The sequence below is a fragment of the Ruegeria sp. O5 genome (assembly GCF_056535105.1).
Window position 1 is genome coordinate 238,495 of sequence record NZ_JBQERN010000002.1, and the last position, 18,811, is coordinate 257,305.

Sequence of the window (18,811 nt, forward strand, 5' to 3'; positions counted from 1 at the left end):
GTTCTAGAAAACGGCGCGCTGATCGGCGCGCCGTTTTCGTTGGACCTACTTTCCAGGCCGTGACGCCCCGGTATCTGAACGCGGCGACCGAACCCGCAGAACCGGGGTATTGGCCGAGGTGGTGTTGGCCCGGCTTTCTCGCCAAACAACATAGACGCCGGACGCGATGATGATGCTGGCACCGACGGCGACCCAAATGTCAGGGCGCTCGTCGAAGAAGATCATTCCAAACAGTGTTGCCCAGATGATCTGGCTGTATTGGCTGGGGGCGACGACACCGGCGGGTGCGGCGCGGTAGGCCAGAATGATCAGGTGTTGCGCGATGACCGAGAACACCCCAACCAGCGCCATCATCGCCAGATGAAGCAGGGAAGGCGGCTGGTATACAGCCGGTTGGGCAAGGCTCATCACGACGATAGCCAGCAGCATCGGATAGAGGATCAGCACGGCCGAGCGCTCCTCCTTCCCGATCTTGCGCACTAGGACCGAGGCAAAGGCGCTGCAGAAGGCGGCCATCAGGGCGGCCATGTGGCCCAGTGTGATATCCGTTGCACCGGGGCGCAGAACGATCAGGACGCCGATTAGGCCGACACCAACCGCAGCCCAGCGCTGAACGCGGACCACTTCACCCAGTATCGGGATCGACAGTACCGTGACGATCAACGGGAATGAAAACAGCAGGGAATAGACCTCGGCCAGTGGCAGAACCGAAAACGCGTAAAACGCGCAGGACATGGCCGTAACCATCAGGCCCGAACGCAGCAACACCAGCCATGGGTGATGCGGCAGAAAGTTTCCCGTCGTGCGGTCGGTCAGGATCGTGACGGCCATTGGAACGAACGAAAACAGCGTGGCGAAAAAGATGATCTGCATCACTGAATAGGTGCCGCCCAGCACCTTGATCAGCGCGTCGTGGCTGGCAAAGACGGCAAATCCCAGAAATGCGTAGCCAAGCCCCCGCAGGGTGTTGTTTTGAGCACTCATCAATCCGGCCTCGGCCTATGTTGGTATGGTGACGATACATCATAGCAGCGCAGGCAGGGTTCCCGGCTGTCCGTAGTGCTGCTTAACCCTATTCCGAGGGCGCGAATAGCCCTTATTTTATCGCTAACATCGCATGGCCGCCATGATCCGGGATCATCGCAGGATCGGCGGCGCGTCTTTGGGCTGTCGTGCGGATTGGACACCTGCCTTCATGCCGACACCGATGCGGCGGGCCAAGGCGACCCACGGTGTGGCCGTTTCCGCGGGCAGGGTCCGGGTGGCGACCTCCTCGAATAGATCCAGCCAATGGGCAAAGAATTCCGGTTTCACATCGGGCCGTTCGATATGGACCCGTTGCGGATTGCCGTCATAGCAGCGCTCATACAGGATGGCATTGCGCCAGAAGGCGGCGATCTTGTCCTCATGCGCGGGCCAGTCGGTGACGTGGTTTGCGAATACGGGCCCAAGAACCGCGTCTTGCCGGACACGGGCATAAAAGGCGCGAACTTGCGCGTTGATTTGCTCGGGCGTCGCGGGAAAGCGCGGGGGAAGGATGGGTCTGGTCATGACGGCCTGAATTTCGACTCTGTTTTTGGCAGATAGGGTGTTCCGGGGTTACGGAACAGAGGTGGTTTTGTCGCGCCCATCCGGTGTCAGCAGATGCCGCAGCAGGGCCACCGGGTGCGCCCGCAGGCTGAGGCGGGTGGCGACGTAATCTTCGACCACCTGTTCGCCCAGCGTCATTTGCGGCAGATAAGCCTCGGGTTCGTCCAGCGCCTCGCCCTCCAGATCTTGCGAAAACAGGGGCAGAGGCTTGGCTGTGGCAATTGCCTTGGCCTGCCACAGCGCCTCGCGCCGGGTCAGGTCGCAGGCGGCGAAGGCATCAGCCTCGGCCAGCCGTTCGATCACCGACGGCCCAAGGCCTGCGCGGCGCCAGACATCGTCGACCTGGGTGTAGCCGTTGCCGCGCGCGGCGGTCAGCCAGCTGGCGTCTTCCTCGCTCAGGCCCTTGATCTGGCGAAAGCCCAGCCGCAGCGCTAGCCCGCCATGACCATCAGGCTCCATCACATTGTCCCAAAAGCTGGCATTGATGCAGACCGGGCGCACCTGCACCCCATGCTCGCGCGCATCCCGTACAATCTGGGCCGGCGCGTAGAACCCCATCGGCTGCGAGTTCAGCAGGGCGCAGGCGAAGATGCCCGGATGGTGGCATTTGATCCATGCCGAGGCATAGACCAGCAGCGCAAAACTGGCCGCGTGGCTTTCGGGGAAACCGTACGAGCCGAAGCCTTCGATCTGGGAAAAGCAACGTTCCGCGAAATCCTGTTCATACCCGTTGCGCTTCATCCCGCGCAAAAAGAGCGCGCGGAACTCGCTGACATTGCCATGTTTCTTGAAGGTCGCCAGCGAGCGGCGCAGCCGATCGGCCTGTTCCGGGGTGAAGCCCGCGCCGACAATGGCGATTTGCATCGCCTGTTCCTGAAACAACGGCACGCCCAGCGTTTTGCCCAGCACCTCGCCCAGCGCGTCCGAGGGGAAGCTGACCTCCTCCTCTCCGTTCCGGCGGCGGATATAGGGGTGGACCATGTCGCCCTGAATGGGGCCGGGGCGGATGATGGCAACCTCGATCACCAGATCATAGAAATTACGCGGCCGCATCCGCGGCAGGAAGTTCATCTGTGCACGTGATTCCACCTGAAACACGCCGATGCTGTCCGCCTTGCAGAGCATGTCATAGACTGCCGGATCCTCGGGTGGCAGGGTGGCAAGGGTATAGCTGGTCTGGTGGTGCTGGCCGATCAGGTCAAACGCCTTGCGGATGCAGGTGAGCATCCCGAGGCTGAGGACATCGACCTTGAGGATGCCAAGACTGTCGATATCGTCCTTGTCCCAGCAGATGACCGTGCGGCCCTCCATCGTGGCGTTTTCGATGGGGACAAGCTCATCCAGCCGACCCTCGGTGATGATGAATCCTCCCACATGCTGCGAGAGGTGGCGGGGAAAGCCGTCGATCTCATAAACCAGCATTAGAGTCTGTTTCAGGCGCCGATCTTCGGGGTCGAGGCCAATTTCGCGCATCCGTTGCGCCTCAAGCCCCGAGGCCGAGAAAAAGCCCCAAAGCTGTGAGGAAAGCGCCGAGATTGTATCTTCGGTCAGGCCCATGGCGCGTCCAACCTCGCGGATGGCGCGTTTGCCGCGGTAATGGACCACCGTGGCACAGAGGCCCGCGCGTTCGCGGCCATAGCGGTCATAGATGTGCTGGATCACCTCTTCGCGGCGTTCATGTTCGAAATCGACGTCTATGTCTGGCGGTTCATCGCGCGCCTCGGAGACGAAGCGTTCAAACACCATGGTGCCCATCTCGGGGCTGACCTCGGTGATGCCGAGGCAAAAGCAAACGACCGAGTTGGCAGCCGATCCGCGCCCCTGGCAGAGGATGCTGCGCGAACGGGCGAAATGGACGATATCGCGGACGGTCAGGAAGTAGGGTTCGTATTTCAGCTTGCCGATCAGCGTCAGCTCATGCGCCAGCATTTTTTTCGCCTTTTCGGACGCCCCGGCGGGATAACGCCATTTCAACCCCTCATGCGCCAGACGGTGCAGGCGCTGGGTCGGGGTTTCTTGTGTGCTGCCCTCGTTGGGGTATTCATAACGCAGCTCGTCCAGCGAGAACGTGAGTTGTTCGCTGAGCGCATAAGCGCGGGCAACGGCCCCCTCATGACCTTTGAAGATGCGTAGCATCTCGGCCTCGGAGCGCAGGCGCTGTTCACCATTGGCCAAAGCGTCCCGACCCAATGCATCCACTTTGCGACGCAGGCGGATGGCAGTCAGCACATCGCCCAGTTTGCGGCGGGTGCCGTGGTGCATCATCGGTGTCGCGCTGGCGAGCGTGAGGATGCCAAGCTGTTTTGCTTCAGTCTCTAATAAAGAGAAAAATGCGCTATCGGCGCCATCATACCGGGGGTGCATCAACAGATGCATCCGCCCGGCAAAGCGGCGCGTCAGCTGCTGCGCCTGTGTCCGCCACGCGCCCGTGCCGCCCGGAGAGCCCGCCGCCTGTGGCCACAGCAGCAGGTGGAGGCCATCGGAAAATTCGAGCAGGTCAGACAGGTGCAGGATGCAGTCGCCTTTCTCGGCGCGCAGGCGGCCTTTGGAGAGGATGCGACACAGGTTGGCCCAGCCCTGCCGGTTCAGGGGCAGAGCGGTGACCGTGGGCGCATCGGTGAAGATCAGCCGCGCCGCCGGGATCAGGCGGGGAACCGCGTGGATGGGATAGGAGGGCGGCCTGGGGATGTGATCGGGGCAGGGTGGACCGATTGAGGTATTCTGTGCCTCCCACGCCAGCCGTTCGCGGACCTTGCGGGCGATCTCGCGCGCCTGAGTATGGGCGCGGACGATCCCGGCGACCGAGTTGTCATCGGCAATCGCAATGGCGGGTAGGCCCAGGGTGACGGCACGCTCCATATACTCCTCGGGGTGCGACGCCCCGGTGAGGAAGGTAAAATTCGACGTGATCGACAGCTCGGCATACATGGCGATTCCACATTATATTCACGTTTTGTTCTTTTTCGAGTCCTTTGCGCAGGAAACGGGTCGATTGGGTCCGGTCGCACGGGCATGGTCAGCAAAAAAGGAGATCCGAGATGTTCAAAATCACCGCTTTGCCCACCAACGATGTACGCGCCCTTCAGGCAGGTGGCGCGGATGCATATGGTTCAACGCCGGAACGCGCTGTTTCGACGGGTGCAGGTAACCCGTGCCGCCACTGCCTGCGACATATCCCCGAGGGCGATGAGATGCTGATATTGGCACATCGACCTTTTTCAAAGACACATCCCTATGCGGAAACCGGCCCGATCTTTTTGTGTGCAACACCATGTGACCGGTACGAGGAAGACGCGCTGCCCGAAATTCTGTCCACCTCGCCCGACTATCTGATCAAGGGCTACGGTACGGATGACAGGATCGTCTATGGCACCGGGGCGATCACGCCGACGGATCAGATCGGCGCAAAAGTCAGGGATATCTTTTCCCGATCCGACGTTGCCTATATTCACGTGCGATCTGCGCGGAATAACTGCTATCAGGCGCGAATAGACCGGGCTTAAAGCTTGACGCGGTGGATGCCCCGGCGTGGCTGATCCTGATCATCCGCCGGATGATCTTCGGTACGGGACGAGGTCAGGGCAAGGAATACGTCCTCAAGATCGGCCTCTTCGGTGCGGACGTCGCGGATGCGGATATTCGCGGCGCGTACCGATTCCAGAACCTGTTCGGCGCTGGTCTGGATGTTTCGGTATTGCAGGACAAGGCTGCCATCATTGCGGAGAGCTGCCTCGACGCCTTCTGACGCAGGCAGATCAATGATCGGGCTGTCGGGCACAATCACCATGGTGCGGCTGTCCATGCGGCCCAGCAGGTTGGCGGTGCTGTCCTGCGCGACCTTTTCACCGTGGTTGATAATGGCGATCTCGTCGCACATCTCCTGCGCTTCTTCCAGGTAGTGGGTGGTCAGGATGATGGTCATGCCCTGTTCGTTCAGCTTGCGCACATTGGCCCAGAGCATCTGGCGCAGTTCGATATCCACACCCGCTGTGGGTTCATCAAGCACAAGGATTTTCGGGTGATGCACCAGTGCCTTGGCCAGCAGCAACCGCCGCCGCATACCGCCCGAAAGAGTGCGGGCATAGGCCTCGGCCTTGTCGCTGAGACCGACCAATTCCAGAATCTGATCACTGCGCCGTTGGGATTTCGGAACGCCATAGAGACCGGCCTGAACCTCAAGCGCGCCGCGCGGGGTGAAAAACGGGTCGAGGTTGAGCTCTTGTGGCATTACACCAATGGCCGATCGCGACTGGCGTGGATTCTGATCCTGGTCGAAGCCCCAGATCGCCACGCGACCCGCCGATTTTACCACCAGACCAGCCAGAATATTGATCAGGGTCGATTTTCCGGCACCATTCGGGCCCAGCAGACCAAAAACCGAGCCGCGCGGGACGGTCAGGTCAATGCCTTTCAGCGCATGCTTTTCGGGCTGACCCTTGCCTCCGCGATAGGTTTTGCGCAGCCCTTCGATCCTGATTGCCGCGTCGCACATGTGGCACTTGCCCCCGGTTTGATCATCGCTCATAAACGCACCTAATACATGCCCGCGTGGCCGACAACCGAAGAAGGATCGCCAGCCGTGACCATCGAAGCGCCGGAAACCGAGATCGTCGAAACCGCCCGTGTTGCCTGTGATGGCGGCGAAGGTGCGTTGGGCCATCCGCGCGTGTGGCTGCAAATTCCAGAAGACGCAGGCTGGGTTGAATGCCCCTATTGCGACTGCAAATATGTTCTGGCCGGGCATCAGACTGACGCCTGAGCCTGTGTTGCCCTGTGTGGGCATTGAGTATTTATGAAAAGATGAAGTTTGCGGCTGCGGTGCGGGTGGCTCTATCGTTGCGCCCGTGGCATTAGTGTTTTCGCAAACGATCAGAGAGGGCGCGAAATGACCACGAATTTCGGAAAAGGGTGTCACCTGCATCTGATCGACGGATCGGCCTTTATTTTCCGGGCCTATCATGCGCTGCCGCCACTGACCCGCAAGTCGGATGGGTTGCCGATTGGGGCTGTTTCGGGCTTTTGCAACATGCTGCAGAAATATGTCGAGGGAAACACCGGGGCAGATGCGCCGACCCATGTGGCGGTAATCTTTGATAAGGGTTCCCATACTTTCCGGAACGATCTTTATGACCTCTACAAGGCCAACCGCGAGGCGATGCCCGAGGATTTGCGCCCACAGATGCCGCTGACCCGCGAGGCGACAAAAGCGTTCAACATCGCCTGCAAGGAGATGGAGGGCTATGAGGCTGACGACATTATCGCGACCCTCGCTGTTCAGGCACGAGATGCGGGTGGCCGTGTGACCATCGTGAGTTCCGACAAGGACTTGATGCAGTTGGTCGGGGACGGCGTCGAAATGCTGGATGCGATGAAGAACAAACGCATTGACCGGGATGGCGTTGTCGAGAAGTTCGGGGTCGGACCGGAACGTGTGGTCGATGTTCAGGCGTTGGCCGGTGATAGCGTCGACAATGTTCCTGGCGCGCCGGGGATCGGGGTCAAGACGGCGGCTTTGCTGATCAACGAATTCGGCGACCTAGAGACCCTGCTGGACCGGGCAGATGAGATCAAGCAGCCCAAACGCCGCCAGACCCTGATCGAAATGCGAGACCAGATCGAGCTTTCGAAGAAACTGGTTCAACTGGACGAGAATACTCCGCTGGATTTCACCTTGGACGACCTTGAGGTGAAGGACCCCGATGCGGACACGCTGTTGGCGTTTCTGGCTGAGATGGAGTTCCGCACCCTCACCAAGCGTATCGCTGACAAGCTGGGGGTTGAGGCTCCGGTGATTGCCGACGCCCCTGCGCCAGCGGTGGAAGCGGTCGAGGCCGAGGTGATCCCGTTTGACAGCTCGAAATACGAATGCGTGCGTGATGCAGCGGCCCTGCAAAAGTGGATTGACCAGGCCTATGAGCGTGGTTGGGTTGCTGTGGACACAGAGACCACGGGCCTGAACGAGATGATTGCCGGTCTGGTGGGTATTTCGCTGTGTGTCGAGGCCGGAGAAGCCTGTTACATCCCGTTGACCCACCGCGATGGATCAGCGGATGATCTGTTTGGCTCGGATGCTTTGGCAGAAGGGCAGATGCAATTGGATGAGGCCCTGAGGCTTTTGAAACCGATGCTCGAGGACCTGTCGGTCCTCAAGATCGGGCAGAACATGAAATATGATGCCAAGATCTTCAGGCGGTATGGCATCGACGTGGTACCCATCGACGATACGATGCTGATGTCCTACGCCATGCATGGCGGTGAGCATGGGCATGGGATGGACACCTTGTCCGAGCGTTATCTGGGCCACACACCAATCCCGATCAAACCGCTGCTGGGGTCGGGAAAATCGGCAATTACCTTCGACAAGGTCGCGATTGACGAGGCCACGGCTTATGCCGCCGAAGATGCGGACATCACCTTGCGTTTGTGGCAGCTGTTCAAGCCGCAATTGCACCGGGCGCAGGTGACCACGGTCTATGAGACGCTGGAACGGCCGCTTGTGCCGGTGCTGGCCGAGATGGAGATGCATGGCATCAAGGTCGACCGTGATGTCCTGAGCCGGATGTCCAACGCATTTGCCCAGAAAATGGCCGGGTTAGAGGCTGAAATTCACGAGCTGGCCGGAGGAAGCTTTAATGTCGGGTCGCCTGCTCAGCTGGGCGAAATCCTGTTCGACAAAATGGGTCTGGAAGGTGGCAAGAAAGGCAAGACCGGCAAATACTCGACCGGCGCTGATATTCTGGAAGACCTCGCAACCGAGCATGAACTGCCGCGCCGTGTTCTGGACTGGCGGCAGCTGAGCAAGCTGAAATCGACCTATACCGACGCGCTGCAGACCCATATCAACCCCGACACAGGTCGGGTGCATACGTCTTATTCGATCACCGGAGCAAATACAGGGCGTCTGGCCTCGACCGATCCGAACCTGCAAAACATTCCGGTGCGGACAGAAGAAGGGCGGCGTATTCGTGAGGCTTTCATCGCCGAGCCGGGCAATGTGTTGGTAAGTCTCGACTACAGCCAGATCGAGTTGCGGATTCTGGCCCATATCGCCGATATTTCGGCTCTGAAACAGGCGTTTTCGGACGATTTGGACATTCACGCCATGACTGCGTCCGAGATGTTTGATGTGCCGTTGGATGAGATGACGCCTGATATCCGCCGTCAGGCAAAGGCAATCAATTTCGGTGTGATCTACGGCATCTCGGGCTTTGGTCTGGCCCGAAACCTGCGCATTCCGCGGGCCGAGGCGCAGGGCTTTATTGATCGTTATTTCGAACGTTTCCCAGGCATTCGCCGTTATATGGACGACACAGTCGAATTCGCGAAAGAGCACGGCTATGTGCAAACCCTGTTCGGGCGCAAGATTCACACGCCCGAGATCAATGCCAAAGGGCCACATGCCGGGTTCTCGCGCCGCGCAGCGATCAATGCGCCAATTCAAGGTACGGCGGCGGATGTGATCCGGCGCGCTATGGTGCGAATGCCCGATGCGATCAACGGGTTGCCTGCCAGGATGCTGTTGCAGGTTCACGACGAGTTGCTGTTCGAAGTGGCCAAAGATGCGGTGGATCAGGTGATCGACGTGGCCCGAGACGTGATGGAGGGCGCCTCGGATCCTGCGGTCAAACTGGATGTGAAGCTGGTCGTGGATGCCGGGAAGGGGGCGAACTGGGCCGAGGCGCACTAGCGGCGTTGTTCATCAGGCCTCGGCGGGCTGTCCTTGCAGCGGGTCAGCCCTGCGGCCTGACCATACGGTTCACCATTCGTTGCACGGACGGGCCAAACAGCAGGATTACGGTGAAGGCAATGGGCCAGCAAAATGCCCAGGACGCCATCCAGTCGCCAACTGTGCCGGGGTTAAACCCGATTGCTTTGACCGTCGCGATCCCCGTTACAATCAAGGACATGAGGCCGGACATGATCAGGCTGAAAATGGCACGGGCATAGCGGGCTGGTATCAAGGCAGGCATCCTAATGGTCGCAATGCCCTTGATGTGCGGTATCTGAATGAAAATTACCAGCGCAAGTCCCGCATCCAGTCGAGTGTGTCGCAGGTGCGTTGAGTTGAGGGTGTGTATTCCGCGCTGATCCAGCCGCTATAACCTGCCGCGTCCATGGCCGAGAACAAGGCCTTGAAATCCGTTGGTCCGCGACCCGGTTCCGTGCGATCCGGGACTGCGCCAACTTGGGCATGGACCACCTGCGGATGAAAGCGGTCCCAGACAGCCAGCGCGTCGCCATGGATCATATGGGCGTGAAAGCTGTCATATTGCAGGCCGACATTCGGGCGATCCACCTGGTTGAGCACCTCTGCTGCCAGATCGTAATCGTTCAAAAAATATCCGGGCTGTGAAACCGGGTTGAGCGGCTCGATGGTGAATTGTTGCTGTGGGGCGAAATCGGCGGCCCATTGCAGATTTTGCACAAAACAACTCAATGCATCCGGCCCGGTGGCGTATCCGGACATGATGTGGATCAGGCCGGGGCGTAGCACCCTTGCATATCGCAGGACACGGCGAATGTCCGACTGGAACCGCGATTGACCATCGGGGATTGCTGCGTAACCCGGCGCACCGCCGGTGTAGTTGGGCGGTGGTGCGTTGATCAGCACAAGCTCCAACCCATTGGCAAGCAAGGCGCGGCGGGTTTCCGTCGCGGCGATGTCGTAAGGAAACAAGACCTCGACCGCTGTGAACCCGGCATCTGACGCAGCCTGAAACCGCTCCAGGTAAGGCATTTCGGTAAATAGCAGTGAAAGGTTGGCAGCAAATCTGGGCATGAGCGGTCAGTGGTTGTGTTGATCCGACCATAACCAAGGGATGATTTTCGGGGAAGGGATCGAAAACGACAGATTGTCGAAAATCGACCAGATCGCTTGCTCCGAATCAGCAAGGGTCCGCACAGCGCGGCGCGTCATTACGGGTGCCGCATTAACAAAAGGTCCGAATCCAATGGCGATGAGCCCGGAACCCGTACGCGGGGCAACTACCGCTATGTCTGGTGGCCGAAACCCTGCGTTGTCAGGGAATGGGTTGGCGGTTGCCTCCATGATTACCTGGGCGGCGGGGTTCCCGGCGGCGGAAGTTTTGCTGCAAACCTGGCCCCCTGTTGCATTGCTGACCGCGCGCCTGGCGCTGGCGATCGCCGTTCTGATACCGGTCTGGATCCTGCTGGATGGCCCCAGCAGAGTGTTACGCGCAAGATGGGGCCGGGCGATGGTTGTCGGCGGCTTTGGTTTTGGCTTTGCCATGTTTCTGCTGATCGTTGCGCAGAAAATGACGGACCCGGTGACAGTCGCGATCATTGCATCCTGCGCGCCTTTGCTTGCAACGGTACTGGAGCTGATGGCAGGAACCCGACGGCTGAAGTGGACCTTTGCGTTGGGTGTTCTGGTGTCGGTTCTGGGTGGGCTGATTGCAACCAGCACCGCCGCGCCCGAACAGCTGGGGCTGGGCGCGGTTCTGGCGATCCTTGCAACGGGCCTGTTTTGCTGGGGTAGCATGGCCACTGCGCGCGACTTCCCCGAACTCAGTCAGATCGGGCGCTGTACGATTACTTTCGTCGGTGGGTTGCTCATGGCCGCAGTGCTGAGTTTTGGGGCGGCCCAGCTGGGCATGGATGTGCTGCCAACCGCCGCCATTGATGGGCAGCAATGGGGGATGCTTGGGATCTATGCCTTGATATCACTGGGGCTCAGCCAAGTGTTGTTCATCTCGGCCGTGGGAAAGCTGGGCGTGGCGCTGGCTTCGTTTCACATCAATATCGCCCCGTTTTACGTGATGCTGATCATGCTGATGCTGGGGGAGGACTGGAACTGGACCCGTGCGCTGGGCGCGGGCGTGGTTGCTTTGGCCGTCGTGCTGGCCCAGGATCGCGCTCCACGGTCAGCCAAGATCGGCTGAAGGGATCAGCGGGAAGAATTGCCCACCTGACCAGACACCGAACCAGCCCTCATGGTGGCCGCCAATCTCGACAAGGCGATAGAAACTTTTGCGATCTATGCGCGCTTCGAGGTTCGTGCGGATCAGTATGTAGGGTGACGGTTCTTCTGTTTCAGGATCGATTACAATCCGGATCGGATGCGTGGGCCCTGCAACAGCGATGTCGTCCACTTGTGTGCGAAAGGTCAGGTCTTGCGTCCGACCTTCGCCGGTTTGCTCGAAATCCACGGCGATGAACGGCGCGTCCTCGACAGTGATTCCCACCTTTTCAACCGGCGTGACCAGATAGTATTTCCCGTCTTCTTTCTTAAGAATTGAGGAAAAAAGCTTCACAAGCTCGAACCGATTGATGGGCGAGCCTAAATAACTCCATGTACCATCTTTTGCGACACGGATGTCCAGATCGCCACAAAACGGAGGATTCCACAGGTGAACGGGCGGTAAACCCCGGGTTTTGGCGGCTTTTACCGATGCGGCCAATCCGTCGGGCGAGGGTTTCACAGGTTTTTGTCCGCTCATTGCTTTTGCCATTTCCTCTCAGCGCGATACACTTCAATCATATTCGTCCACGGAAGGGAAAGTCATGAACGAACCTGCCGACCTCGTAGCCGAGATCGAAGCGCTGGAAAACAAGCTGCAAGAGGCCAAGGCCTCGATCACCCGCCGCTTCATCGGGCAGGAAAGGGTCGTTGACCTGACCCTGGCTGCGCTTTTGTGCGGTGGTCACGCCCTTCTGATCGGTCTGCCGGGCTTGGGCAAGACGCGTCTGGTTGAAACCCTGTCAACGGTGATGGGGCTGCATGGCAATCGCATTCAGTTTACGCCCGACCTGATGCCAGCCGATATTCTTGGATCTGAGGTGCTGGATACGGCCGATGATGGCAGCCGCCATTTCCGTTTCATTCCAGGCCCGATCTTCTGTCAGCTGCTGATGGCGGATGAAATCAACCGCGCAAGCCCGCGAACGCAATCTGCGCTGCTGCAGGCGATGCAGGAGCGTACGGTGACAGTAGCCGGTGAGGACCGTTCCCTTGGTGTGCCATTCCACGTTCTGGCCACGCAAAACCCGATCGAACAGGAAGGCACCTATCCCCTGCCCGAAGCGCAGCTGGACCGGTTTCTTGTGCAGATCGATGTAGAATACCCCGACCGCCAGACCGAGCGGGATATTCTGCTGGCCACGACCGGTGTTGACGAAGACGAAGCACATCAGATTTTCAGCAAGGAAGAACTGCTGGCTGCGCAGGTCTTGCTGCGTCGGATGCCGGTCGGGGACTCGGTTGTCGAACTGATCCTTGATCTGGTGCGGGCCTTCCGCCCAGAAGAAGCGGGTGTATCCGAACGGGTTGCTGAAACCGTCGCGTGGGGTCCTGGGCCACGCGCTGCACAGGCGCTGATGATGACGGTTCGGGCACGTGCGATGTTGCAGGGGCGTCTGGCACCCAATGCCGAGGATGTGCTGGATATGGCGCGCCCGGTGCTTAGTCACCGGATGGCTCTCAACTTTGCGGCACGGGCACGCGGCGACAGTTTGGCCGACCTGATCGACTCGACTGCTGTCGGGTTGATCCGGACCGAGGCGGCAGCGTGAATGCCGCGCTGACCCTTCGCGAAAGATCCGAGGCCGAGGCATCGCGGCTGCCGCCCCTTTTGGCGCGGGCCGAGCATCTGGCGGGCACCGTTCTGCTGGGTGACCATGGACGGCGGCGCTCTGGCATGGGGGATGATTTCTGGCAATACCGCCCCGCGCAGATCGGGGACAGCCGCCGGATGATCGACCACCGCCGCTCGGCGCGTGGAGATCAGCAATATGTGCGGGAACGCGAATGGCAGATCGCGCAATCCGTGATGCTATGGGTCGATCAGGGCGCGTCGATGCGGTTTGCGTCCGACAAGACACTGCCGACCAAAGCAGACCGAGCCCGGCTTTTGGGGCTGGCAACGTCAATCCTGCTGGTCCGCGGCGGTGAACGCGTTGGCCTGACCGGCACGACATTGCCGCCCCGGCGCGGCAATGCGCAGATCATCCGGCTGGCGCAAGCCTGGTCTGAAGATGATCAAACGGATTACGCCCCGCCTGAACATCGCGCCATGATCCCGCATGCCCGTGCCGTGTTCATTTCGGATTTTCTTGGTCCAATGGACGAAGTTGAACTGGCCCTGACCAAAGCCGCAGACCGTGGTGTTCGCGGCGTAATCCTTCAGGTGCTGGACCCGGGCGAAGAGACATTTCCTTATCGTGGGCGTACGATTTTCGAAAGCGTCGGGGGGTCCGTCCGGCACGAAACGCTCAAGGCGGCAGAGCTGCGGGACCGCTATCTGCAACGCCTCGCCCACCGTAAGGATGCGCTGACGCAACTTTGCCGGGCGACTGGCTGGCAAATGGGTCTGCATCACACGGGCGATAGCGCGCAAGCGGCTCTGTTGTGGATATATCGTGCGCTGGACGGGGGAACGCGATGACGGTTCTGGCGGGCATCGGCTTTACCGCTCCATGGGTGCTGCTGGGTCTTCTAACCCTGCCGATCCTGTGGCTGATCCTGCGCGCGGTGCCGCCCGCGCCGATCCGTCGGATGTTCCCGGCGGTGACGTTGCTGTTGGGCCTGAAGGATGACGAAAGCGTTTCGGACCGCACGCCGTGGTGGCTGTTGCTGCTGCGGATGCTGGCAGCTGCGGCGGTGATCATAGGTCTGGCCGGTCCGGTTCTGAACCCGTCGCGGGATGAGATCGGGTCCGGGCCGCTGCTGATGGTGCTGGATGCCAGTTGGGCTGGTGCGACCCGATGGTCGGCCACGCTGGATCAGATCGATGCGCAACTGACCGAGGCTGGCCGCGCAGGGCGCACGGTGGCTATCCTGCGCCTGACCGAACCGGAAACACCCGTTTTTCAGGCGGCCGAGGCTTGGCGGGGACATTTGCCGGGATTGATGCCCAACCCATGGCAGCCGACAGAACCTCAGATCGCACAGACCATTGCGGCACTAAATTCAATTGATGGCGAGTTTGATACCCATTGGTTCAGCGACCGGCTGGATTATGCAGATCATGCGGCGCTGGTCTCCAGCTTGCAGGCTCGTGGCGATGTGGTGGTGTTTCAGGCGGCGTCCCGGCCCATGGCGATCCTGCCAGCCGCTTATCAGGACGGGTTGATCCAATTGACAGTGCAGCGCGCGGGCCCCGGACCCGAGGAACGTGTGACAGTATTGGCACAAGGGCGCGACCCGGCCGGAACGGCGCGTGTGCTACATTCAGTGGAACTGACCCTGGAAGCCGGGAACGCTTCGGCGCAGGTCGATCTGGCGCTGCCATCCGAACTCCGCGCGCGGATCACGCGGTTCGAAATCCAGGGCCAAAGGTCTGCCGGGGCCGTGACCCTGACCGATGACAGCCTGCGTCGGCGCGAGGTCGCGCTGATTGCCGGGAGTTTGAACCGCGAAGGTCTGGAGCTGCTGTCACCCCTGCATTATCTGACTCAGGTCCTGAGCCCCACGGCGGATTTCGTCGATGGTGGCCTACCCGAGGTTCTGCCCGCCAATCCGGATGTCATTGTTCTGTCCGATGTGGCCCAGATGTCGGAACCGGAAAAGGCGGACCTGATTGAATGGGTCGAACAGGGCGGTTTGTTGCTGCGCTTTGCCGGCCCGCGCATGGCGGCCAGCGATCTTGGGCGCGACATCGAAGACACCCTGCTGCCTGCACGGCTGCGCAGCGGTGGTCGATCTGTCGGCGGCGCGATGAGCTGGGGTGAGGCCAAGACCTTGGCACCATTCCCCGAAACCTCGCCCTTCTATGGACTGGACATCCCTGATGACGTGGTCGTTTCCACTCAGGTCATGGCACAACCAGACCCTAACTTGGCGGATCGCGTGATTGCCTCACTGTCTGACGGCACACCTTTGGTGACTCGTAAGGCGTTGGGGTTGGGGCAGGTGGTGTTGTTCCATGTGACCGCCGATGCAGAATGGTCGAGCCTGCCACTGTCGGGCCTGTTCGTTGAAATGCTGGATCGGCTGGCCGTGGCTTCGGCTGCAAAGTCCCGGCAAGAGGCTCAGCTACTGGGAACAACATGGGAGCCGGTACAAATCATGGACGGGTTTGGCACCTTGTCAGATGCCGGAACCCTGGCCGGTGTCGACGGGGTTGAACTGATATCGGGCCAGATCGGGCCGGAACTGCGCCCAGGTCTTTATGAAAGTGGCAAGCAGAAGTTGGCGTTGAACGTCGTTTCGGAAGAAACTCAGCTGCGCCCTGTTGTCTGGCCCGCGAATGTGCCGATCAAAGGGCAGGAGGTCAGTACGGAAACGCCACTGGGCGGTCTGTTGCTCAGCCTTGCACTGATTTTGCTGACAGTCGATGTTATTGCATCGCTTGCTTTGTCGGGCAGGTTGGGTTTGGCCCGAACGACGGCCGCTGCGCTGGCCGGTTTACTGCTGGTCCCCGAAGGTCACGCACAAACGCCTGAGGACACCGAGTTTGCATTGGCTGCGACCCACGAACTGGTATTGGCGCATGTCCTGACTGGCGACGCTCAGGTGGATGATATTGCGCAAGCCGGGTTGCGGGGACTTGGTCAAACCCTGTTCTATCGCACATCGGTCGAACCGGCAGACCCCATTGGTGTTGATCTGGAACGGGATGAACTGGCGTTCTTTCCGTTGCTTTATTGGCCGATCTCAGCAAGCCAGTCGCAACCTTCGGCCGAGGCTTATGTGAAGCTAAACGCCTATCTGCGGTCCGGGGGGATGATCCTGTTTGACACGCGTGACGCGGATATCGCCGGTTTCGGTGCCTCCAGCCCAAATGGCCGCAAACTGCAACAACTGGCCGGACCGCTGAATATACCTGCATTAGAGCCGATTCCGCGCGATCATGTTCTGACACGCACGTTCTACCTGTTACAGGATTTTCCGGGCCGATATTCAGGCACCGAGGTTTGGGTTGAAGCCGCGCCACTGGATGCAGAACAGATCGACGGGATGCCTTTCCGCAATCTGAACGACAATGTGACGCCGGTGGTCATCGGCGGCAATGACTGGGCCGGTGCCTGGGCGGTGGATCGCCACGGGCAGGCCCTGTTGCCCGTCGGGCGCGGTTATGCCGGGGAACGGCAACGCGAGTTGGCCAATCGTTTTGGTGTCAATCTGGTGATGCATGTGCTGACGGGGAACTACAAATCCGATCAGGTTCACGTGCCCGCCCTTCTGGACAGGTTGGGACAATGACAGGAACCGTCATCTTCGATCCGCTGATCCCGTGGGCGATGCTGCTTGTCGTGGGTATGATTGCCGTGGCCGGGGTCGTGATGGCCTTGTGGCGCGGATTGTCGGGATGGGCCTTGCGTGGGTTGGCGGCGCTGGTGATCATCGCTGCGCTGTCCGGCCCGGTCTATCAGATCGAAGATCGTGCACCGCTGACAGATATCGTTCTGATGTTCGAGGATGAAAGCGCCAGCCAGACGCTTTCAGATCGGGCGGAACAAACAGCAATGGCCGCAGATGACCTAGCCGCAGAGATCGAGGCACGCGACAATACAGAACTGCGCCGTATCCGGGTTGGCGATGGTGAAGGTGATGAGGGCACGCAGATCATGGCAGCCCTGAACGAAGCCCTGGCGGAAGAGCCGCGCGCGCGTATCGCAGGTATCCTCGTGGTGTCAGATGGGATCGTGCATGATGCCGATCAGGCCCCGGATCTGCCCGCGCCGATGCACCTGCTGCAAACCGGGCGGGAAAGCGACTGGGATCGCAGGCTTATTGTCCGAAACGCCCCTGCTTTCGCCATCATTGGTGAATCGGTGACCTTGACCCTGCGCGTCGAAGACAGCGGAGCTGCCCCCGCAGGTGCAACATCTGCGCCGCTGGAAATTTCGGTGGATGGGGGCGAGCCCGAGCAGTTCAGCATTCCAATCGGTCGCGATGTCGAACTGCCCGTCACATTGCCCCATGGCGGGCGCAACGTGATCCAGTTTTCCGTCCCTCAGGCTGAGGGCGAGTTGACCGACCGCAACAACACGGCCCTGATCCAGATGAATGGCGTAAGGGACCGCCTGCGTGTGCTGCTGGTCTCGGGTGAACCGCATCCGGGCGGTCGCACGTGGCGTAACCTGTTGAAATCTGATAGTTCTGTTGATCTGGTGCATTTCACCATCCTGCGCCCGCCCGAGAAACAGGACGGTGTGCCCGTTGACGAGCTGTCGCTGATCGCCTTTCCGACGCGTGAGTTGTTTCTGGAAAAGATCAACGATTTCGACCTGATCATCTTTGACCGCTACAAGCGGCGCGGGATTCTGCCTGCGATTTATCTGGACAATGTCACAAGCTACATCAACGAAGGCGGCGCGGTCCTGGTTGCCGCCGGACCTGATTTCGCCGGTGCCGACAGCATCTTCCGCTCGCCCCTGGCGCCAGTTCTGCCTGCTCAGCCAACCGCGCGGGTGATCGAGGAACGATATGTGCCGATGGTCAGTGATCTGGGGCATCGTCACCCTGTCACGACCAACCTTGGAGAATCCGAGGATTGGGGGGCGTGGTTGCGACAGATCGACGTGAAACATCGCTCGGGCGACGTGCTGATGACCGGGGTCGAGGATCGTCCGCTGCTTGTCCTGAACCGTGTCGGCGAAGGGCGCGTTGCGATGCTTGCGTCTGACCATGCCTGGCTTTGGAGTCGTGGCTTCGAAGGAGGGGGTCCGCAGCTGGAGCTGTTGCGCAGGCTGGCCCATTGGATGATGAAAGAACCGGAACTGGAAGAAGAGGCGTTGTGGGCCGAGGCCAACGGTCAGTCCATGCGCATCATTCGTCAGACGCTCGGGACAGAAGTCGGCCCGGTAACAGTCACCTTACCGAATGGCGAAACGTTGGAGATTGCCTTGAAAGAGGTTTCTCCGGGTCGGTTTGAAGCGCAGTATTACGGCCCCGAGATCGGCCTTTATCGTTTGCAGGAAGGCGACCACATGGCTGTGATCGGCCTTGGCCCTGCTGCACCGAAAGAGTTCGAGCGTACCATCGCGACAGGTGATGTCCTTGAACCGGTGCTGGCCGGGTTGCGGGGCGGTGTGATCCAACTGGAAGATGGGCTGCCGTCGATCCGCAACGTGCGCGCCGGACGCCCCGCCGCCGGGCGGGGCTGGATCGGTTTGACCCCACGCAACGCGTATGAGACGCGGGATGTCACGCAGGCCGGGTTGCTGCCGCCCTGGCTTGTCTTGCTACTGGCTGGGGGCTTTCTGCTAGGCGGTTGGCTGCGGGAAGGGCGGCGTTAACACTGGCCCGTTGCTGTTC

Annotated in this window: 15 protein-coding genes; 8 read left to right on the top strand and 7 right to left on the bottom strand. The window is 60.2% G+C overall.

Going from position 1 to position 18,811, the window contains the following annotated elements:
* Nucleotides 1-45 precede the first annotated feature (45 nt).
* The 3 genes from ACR0M3_RS05710 to ACR0M3_RS05720 form a co-directional block, all read right to left on the bottom strand.
* The gene (locus tag ACR0M3_RS05710) at nucleotides 46-984 is read right to left on the bottom strand and encodes a DMT family transporter (protein ID WP_480909945.1); all 939 of its coding nucleotides are present in this window, start codon (nucleotides 982-984) and stop codon (nucleotides 46-48) included.
* A 153-nt stretch (nucleotides 985-1,137) separates the two neighbouring features.
* The gene (locus tag ACR0M3_RS05715; protein ID WP_480474472.1) at nucleotides 1,138-1,551 is read right to left on the bottom strand and encodes a group III truncated hemoglobin; all 414 of its coding nucleotides are present in this window, start codon (nucleotides 1,549-1,551) and stop codon (nucleotides 1,138-1,140) included.
* Between the two features lie 48 nt (nucleotides 1,552-1,599).
* On the bottom strand, nucleotides 1,600-4,518 hold the full coding sequence (locus ACR0M3_RS05720; RefSeq protein ID WP_480909946.1) for an error-prone DNA polymerase: 2,919 nt from the start codon (nucleotides 4,516-4,518) through the stop codon (nucleotides 1,600-1,602).
* A gap of 110 nt (nucleotides 4,519-4,628) precedes the next feature.
* Between ACR0M3_RS05720 and ACR0M3_RS05725 the strand changes: the two genes are divergently transcribed.
* Nucleotides 4,629-5,093 (top strand): DUF1203 domain-containing protein, encoded by a 465-nt coding sequence (locus ACR0M3_RS05725; RefSeq protein ID WP_480506580.1) that lies wholly within the window; start codon nucleotides 4,629-4,631, stop codon nucleotides 5,091-5,093.
* On the opposite strand, the gene ACR0M3_RS05730 is transcribed toward ACR0M3_RS05725, so the two are convergent.
* The gene (locus ACR0M3_RS05730) at nucleotides 5,090-6,082 is read right to left on the bottom strand and encodes an ABC transporter ATP-binding protein (protein WP_480538568.1); all 993 of its coding nucleotides are present in this window, start codon (nucleotides 6,080-6,082) and stop codon (nucleotides 5,090-5,092) included. The genes ACR0M3_RS05725 and ACR0M3_RS05730 overlap by 4 nt on opposite strands.
* Before the next feature lie 87 nt (nucleotides 6,083-6,169).
* Here ACR0M3_RS05730 and ACR0M3_RS05735 point away from each other — a divergent pair, with 87 nt between their 5' ends.
* Together ACR0M3_RS05735 and polA are read left to right on the top strand one after the other, a co-directional pair.
* Entirely contained in the window at nucleotides 6,170-6,349 is a 180-nt protein-coding gene (locus ACR0M3_RS05735; RefSeq protein WP_480898775.1) for a zinc-finger domain-containing protein, read from the top strand.
* A 126-nt stretch (nucleotides 6,350-6,475) separates the two neighbouring features.
* Complete coding sequence (gene polA / locus ACR0M3_RS05740) at nucleotides 6,476-9,277, top strand: DNA polymerase I (RefSeq protein ID WP_480772998.1); 2,802 nt, start codon at nucleotides 6,476-6,478, stop codon at nucleotides 9,275-9,277.
* A gap of 43 nt (nucleotides 9,278-9,320) precedes the next feature.
* Here polA and ACR0M3_RS05745 read toward each other — a convergent pair whose 3' ends face one another.
* Together ACR0M3_RS05745 and ACR0M3_RS05750 are read right to left on the bottom strand one after the other, a co-directional pair.
* Nucleotides 9,321-9,551, bottom strand: coding sequence for a DUF2798 domain-containing protein (locus tag ACR0M3_RS05745; protein WP_480772997.1), 231 nt, complete (start codon nucleotides 9,549-9,551; stop codon nucleotides 9,321-9,323).
* A gap of 53 nt (nucleotides 9,552-9,604) precedes the next feature.
* Nucleotides 9,605-10,369, bottom strand: a complete 765-nt coding sequence (locus ACR0M3_RS05750; RefSeq protein ID WP_480909947.1) for a hydroxypyruvate isomerase family protein — start codon at nucleotides 10,367-10,369, stop codon at nucleotides 9,605-9,607.
* A 268-nt stretch (nucleotides 10,370-10,637) separates the two neighbouring features.
* On the opposite strand from ACR0M3_RS05750, the gene ACR0M3_RS05755 reads away from it, so the two are divergent.
* Entirely contained in the window at nucleotides 10,638-11,492 is an 855-nt protein-coding gene (locus ACR0M3_RS05755) for a DMT family transporter (RefSeq protein WP_480482669.1), read from the top strand.
* Here the strand turns inward: ACR0M3_RS05755 and ACR0M3_RS05760 are convergent.
* Nucleotides 11,475-12,050 carry a DUF1285 domain-containing protein gene (locus ACR0M3_RS05760; protein WP_480909948.1) on the bottom strand — a complete coding sequence of 192 codons (576 nt, stop codon included), beginning with the start codon at nucleotides 12,048-12,050 and terminating at the stop codon, nucleotides 11,475-11,477. The genes ACR0M3_RS05755 and ACR0M3_RS05760 overlap by 18 nt on opposite strands.
* Before the next feature lie 64 nt (nucleotides 12,051-12,114).
* On the opposite strand from ACR0M3_RS05760, the gene ACR0M3_RS05765 reads away from it, so the two are divergent.
* From ACR0M3_RS05765 to ACR0M3_RS05780, 4 genes are read left to right on the top strand one after another with little or no spacing between them, the layout of a single operon-like run.
* On the top strand, nucleotides 12,115-13,122 hold the full coding sequence (locus ACR0M3_RS05765) for an AAA family ATPase (RefSeq protein WP_267365919.1): 1,008 nt from the start codon (nucleotides 12,115-12,117) through the stop codon (nucleotides 13,120-13,122).
* Entirely contained in the window at nucleotides 13,119-13,994 is an 876-nt protein-coding gene (locus ACR0M3_RS05770) for a DUF58 domain-containing protein (protein WP_480909949.1), read from the top strand. Before ACR0M3_RS05765 ends, ACR0M3_RS05770 begins: the two co-directional genes overlap by 4 nt.
* Nucleotides 13,991-16,753, top strand: coding sequence for a DUF4159 domain-containing protein (locus tag ACR0M3_RS05775; RefSeq protein WP_480909950.1), 2,763 nt, complete (start codon nucleotides 13,991-13,993; stop codon nucleotides 16,751-16,753). The genes ACR0M3_RS05770 and ACR0M3_RS05775 overlap by 4 nt, the downstream gene beginning before the upstream one ends.
* A complete protein-coding gene (locus tag ACR0M3_RS05780; protein WP_480909951.1) occupies nucleotides 16,750-18,792 on the top strand; it encodes a hypothetical protein in 2,043 nt (680 codons plus the stop codon). The genes ACR0M3_RS05775 and ACR0M3_RS05780 overlap by 4 nt, the downstream gene beginning before the upstream one ends.
* Nucleotides 18,793-18,811 lie beyond the last annotated feature (19 nt).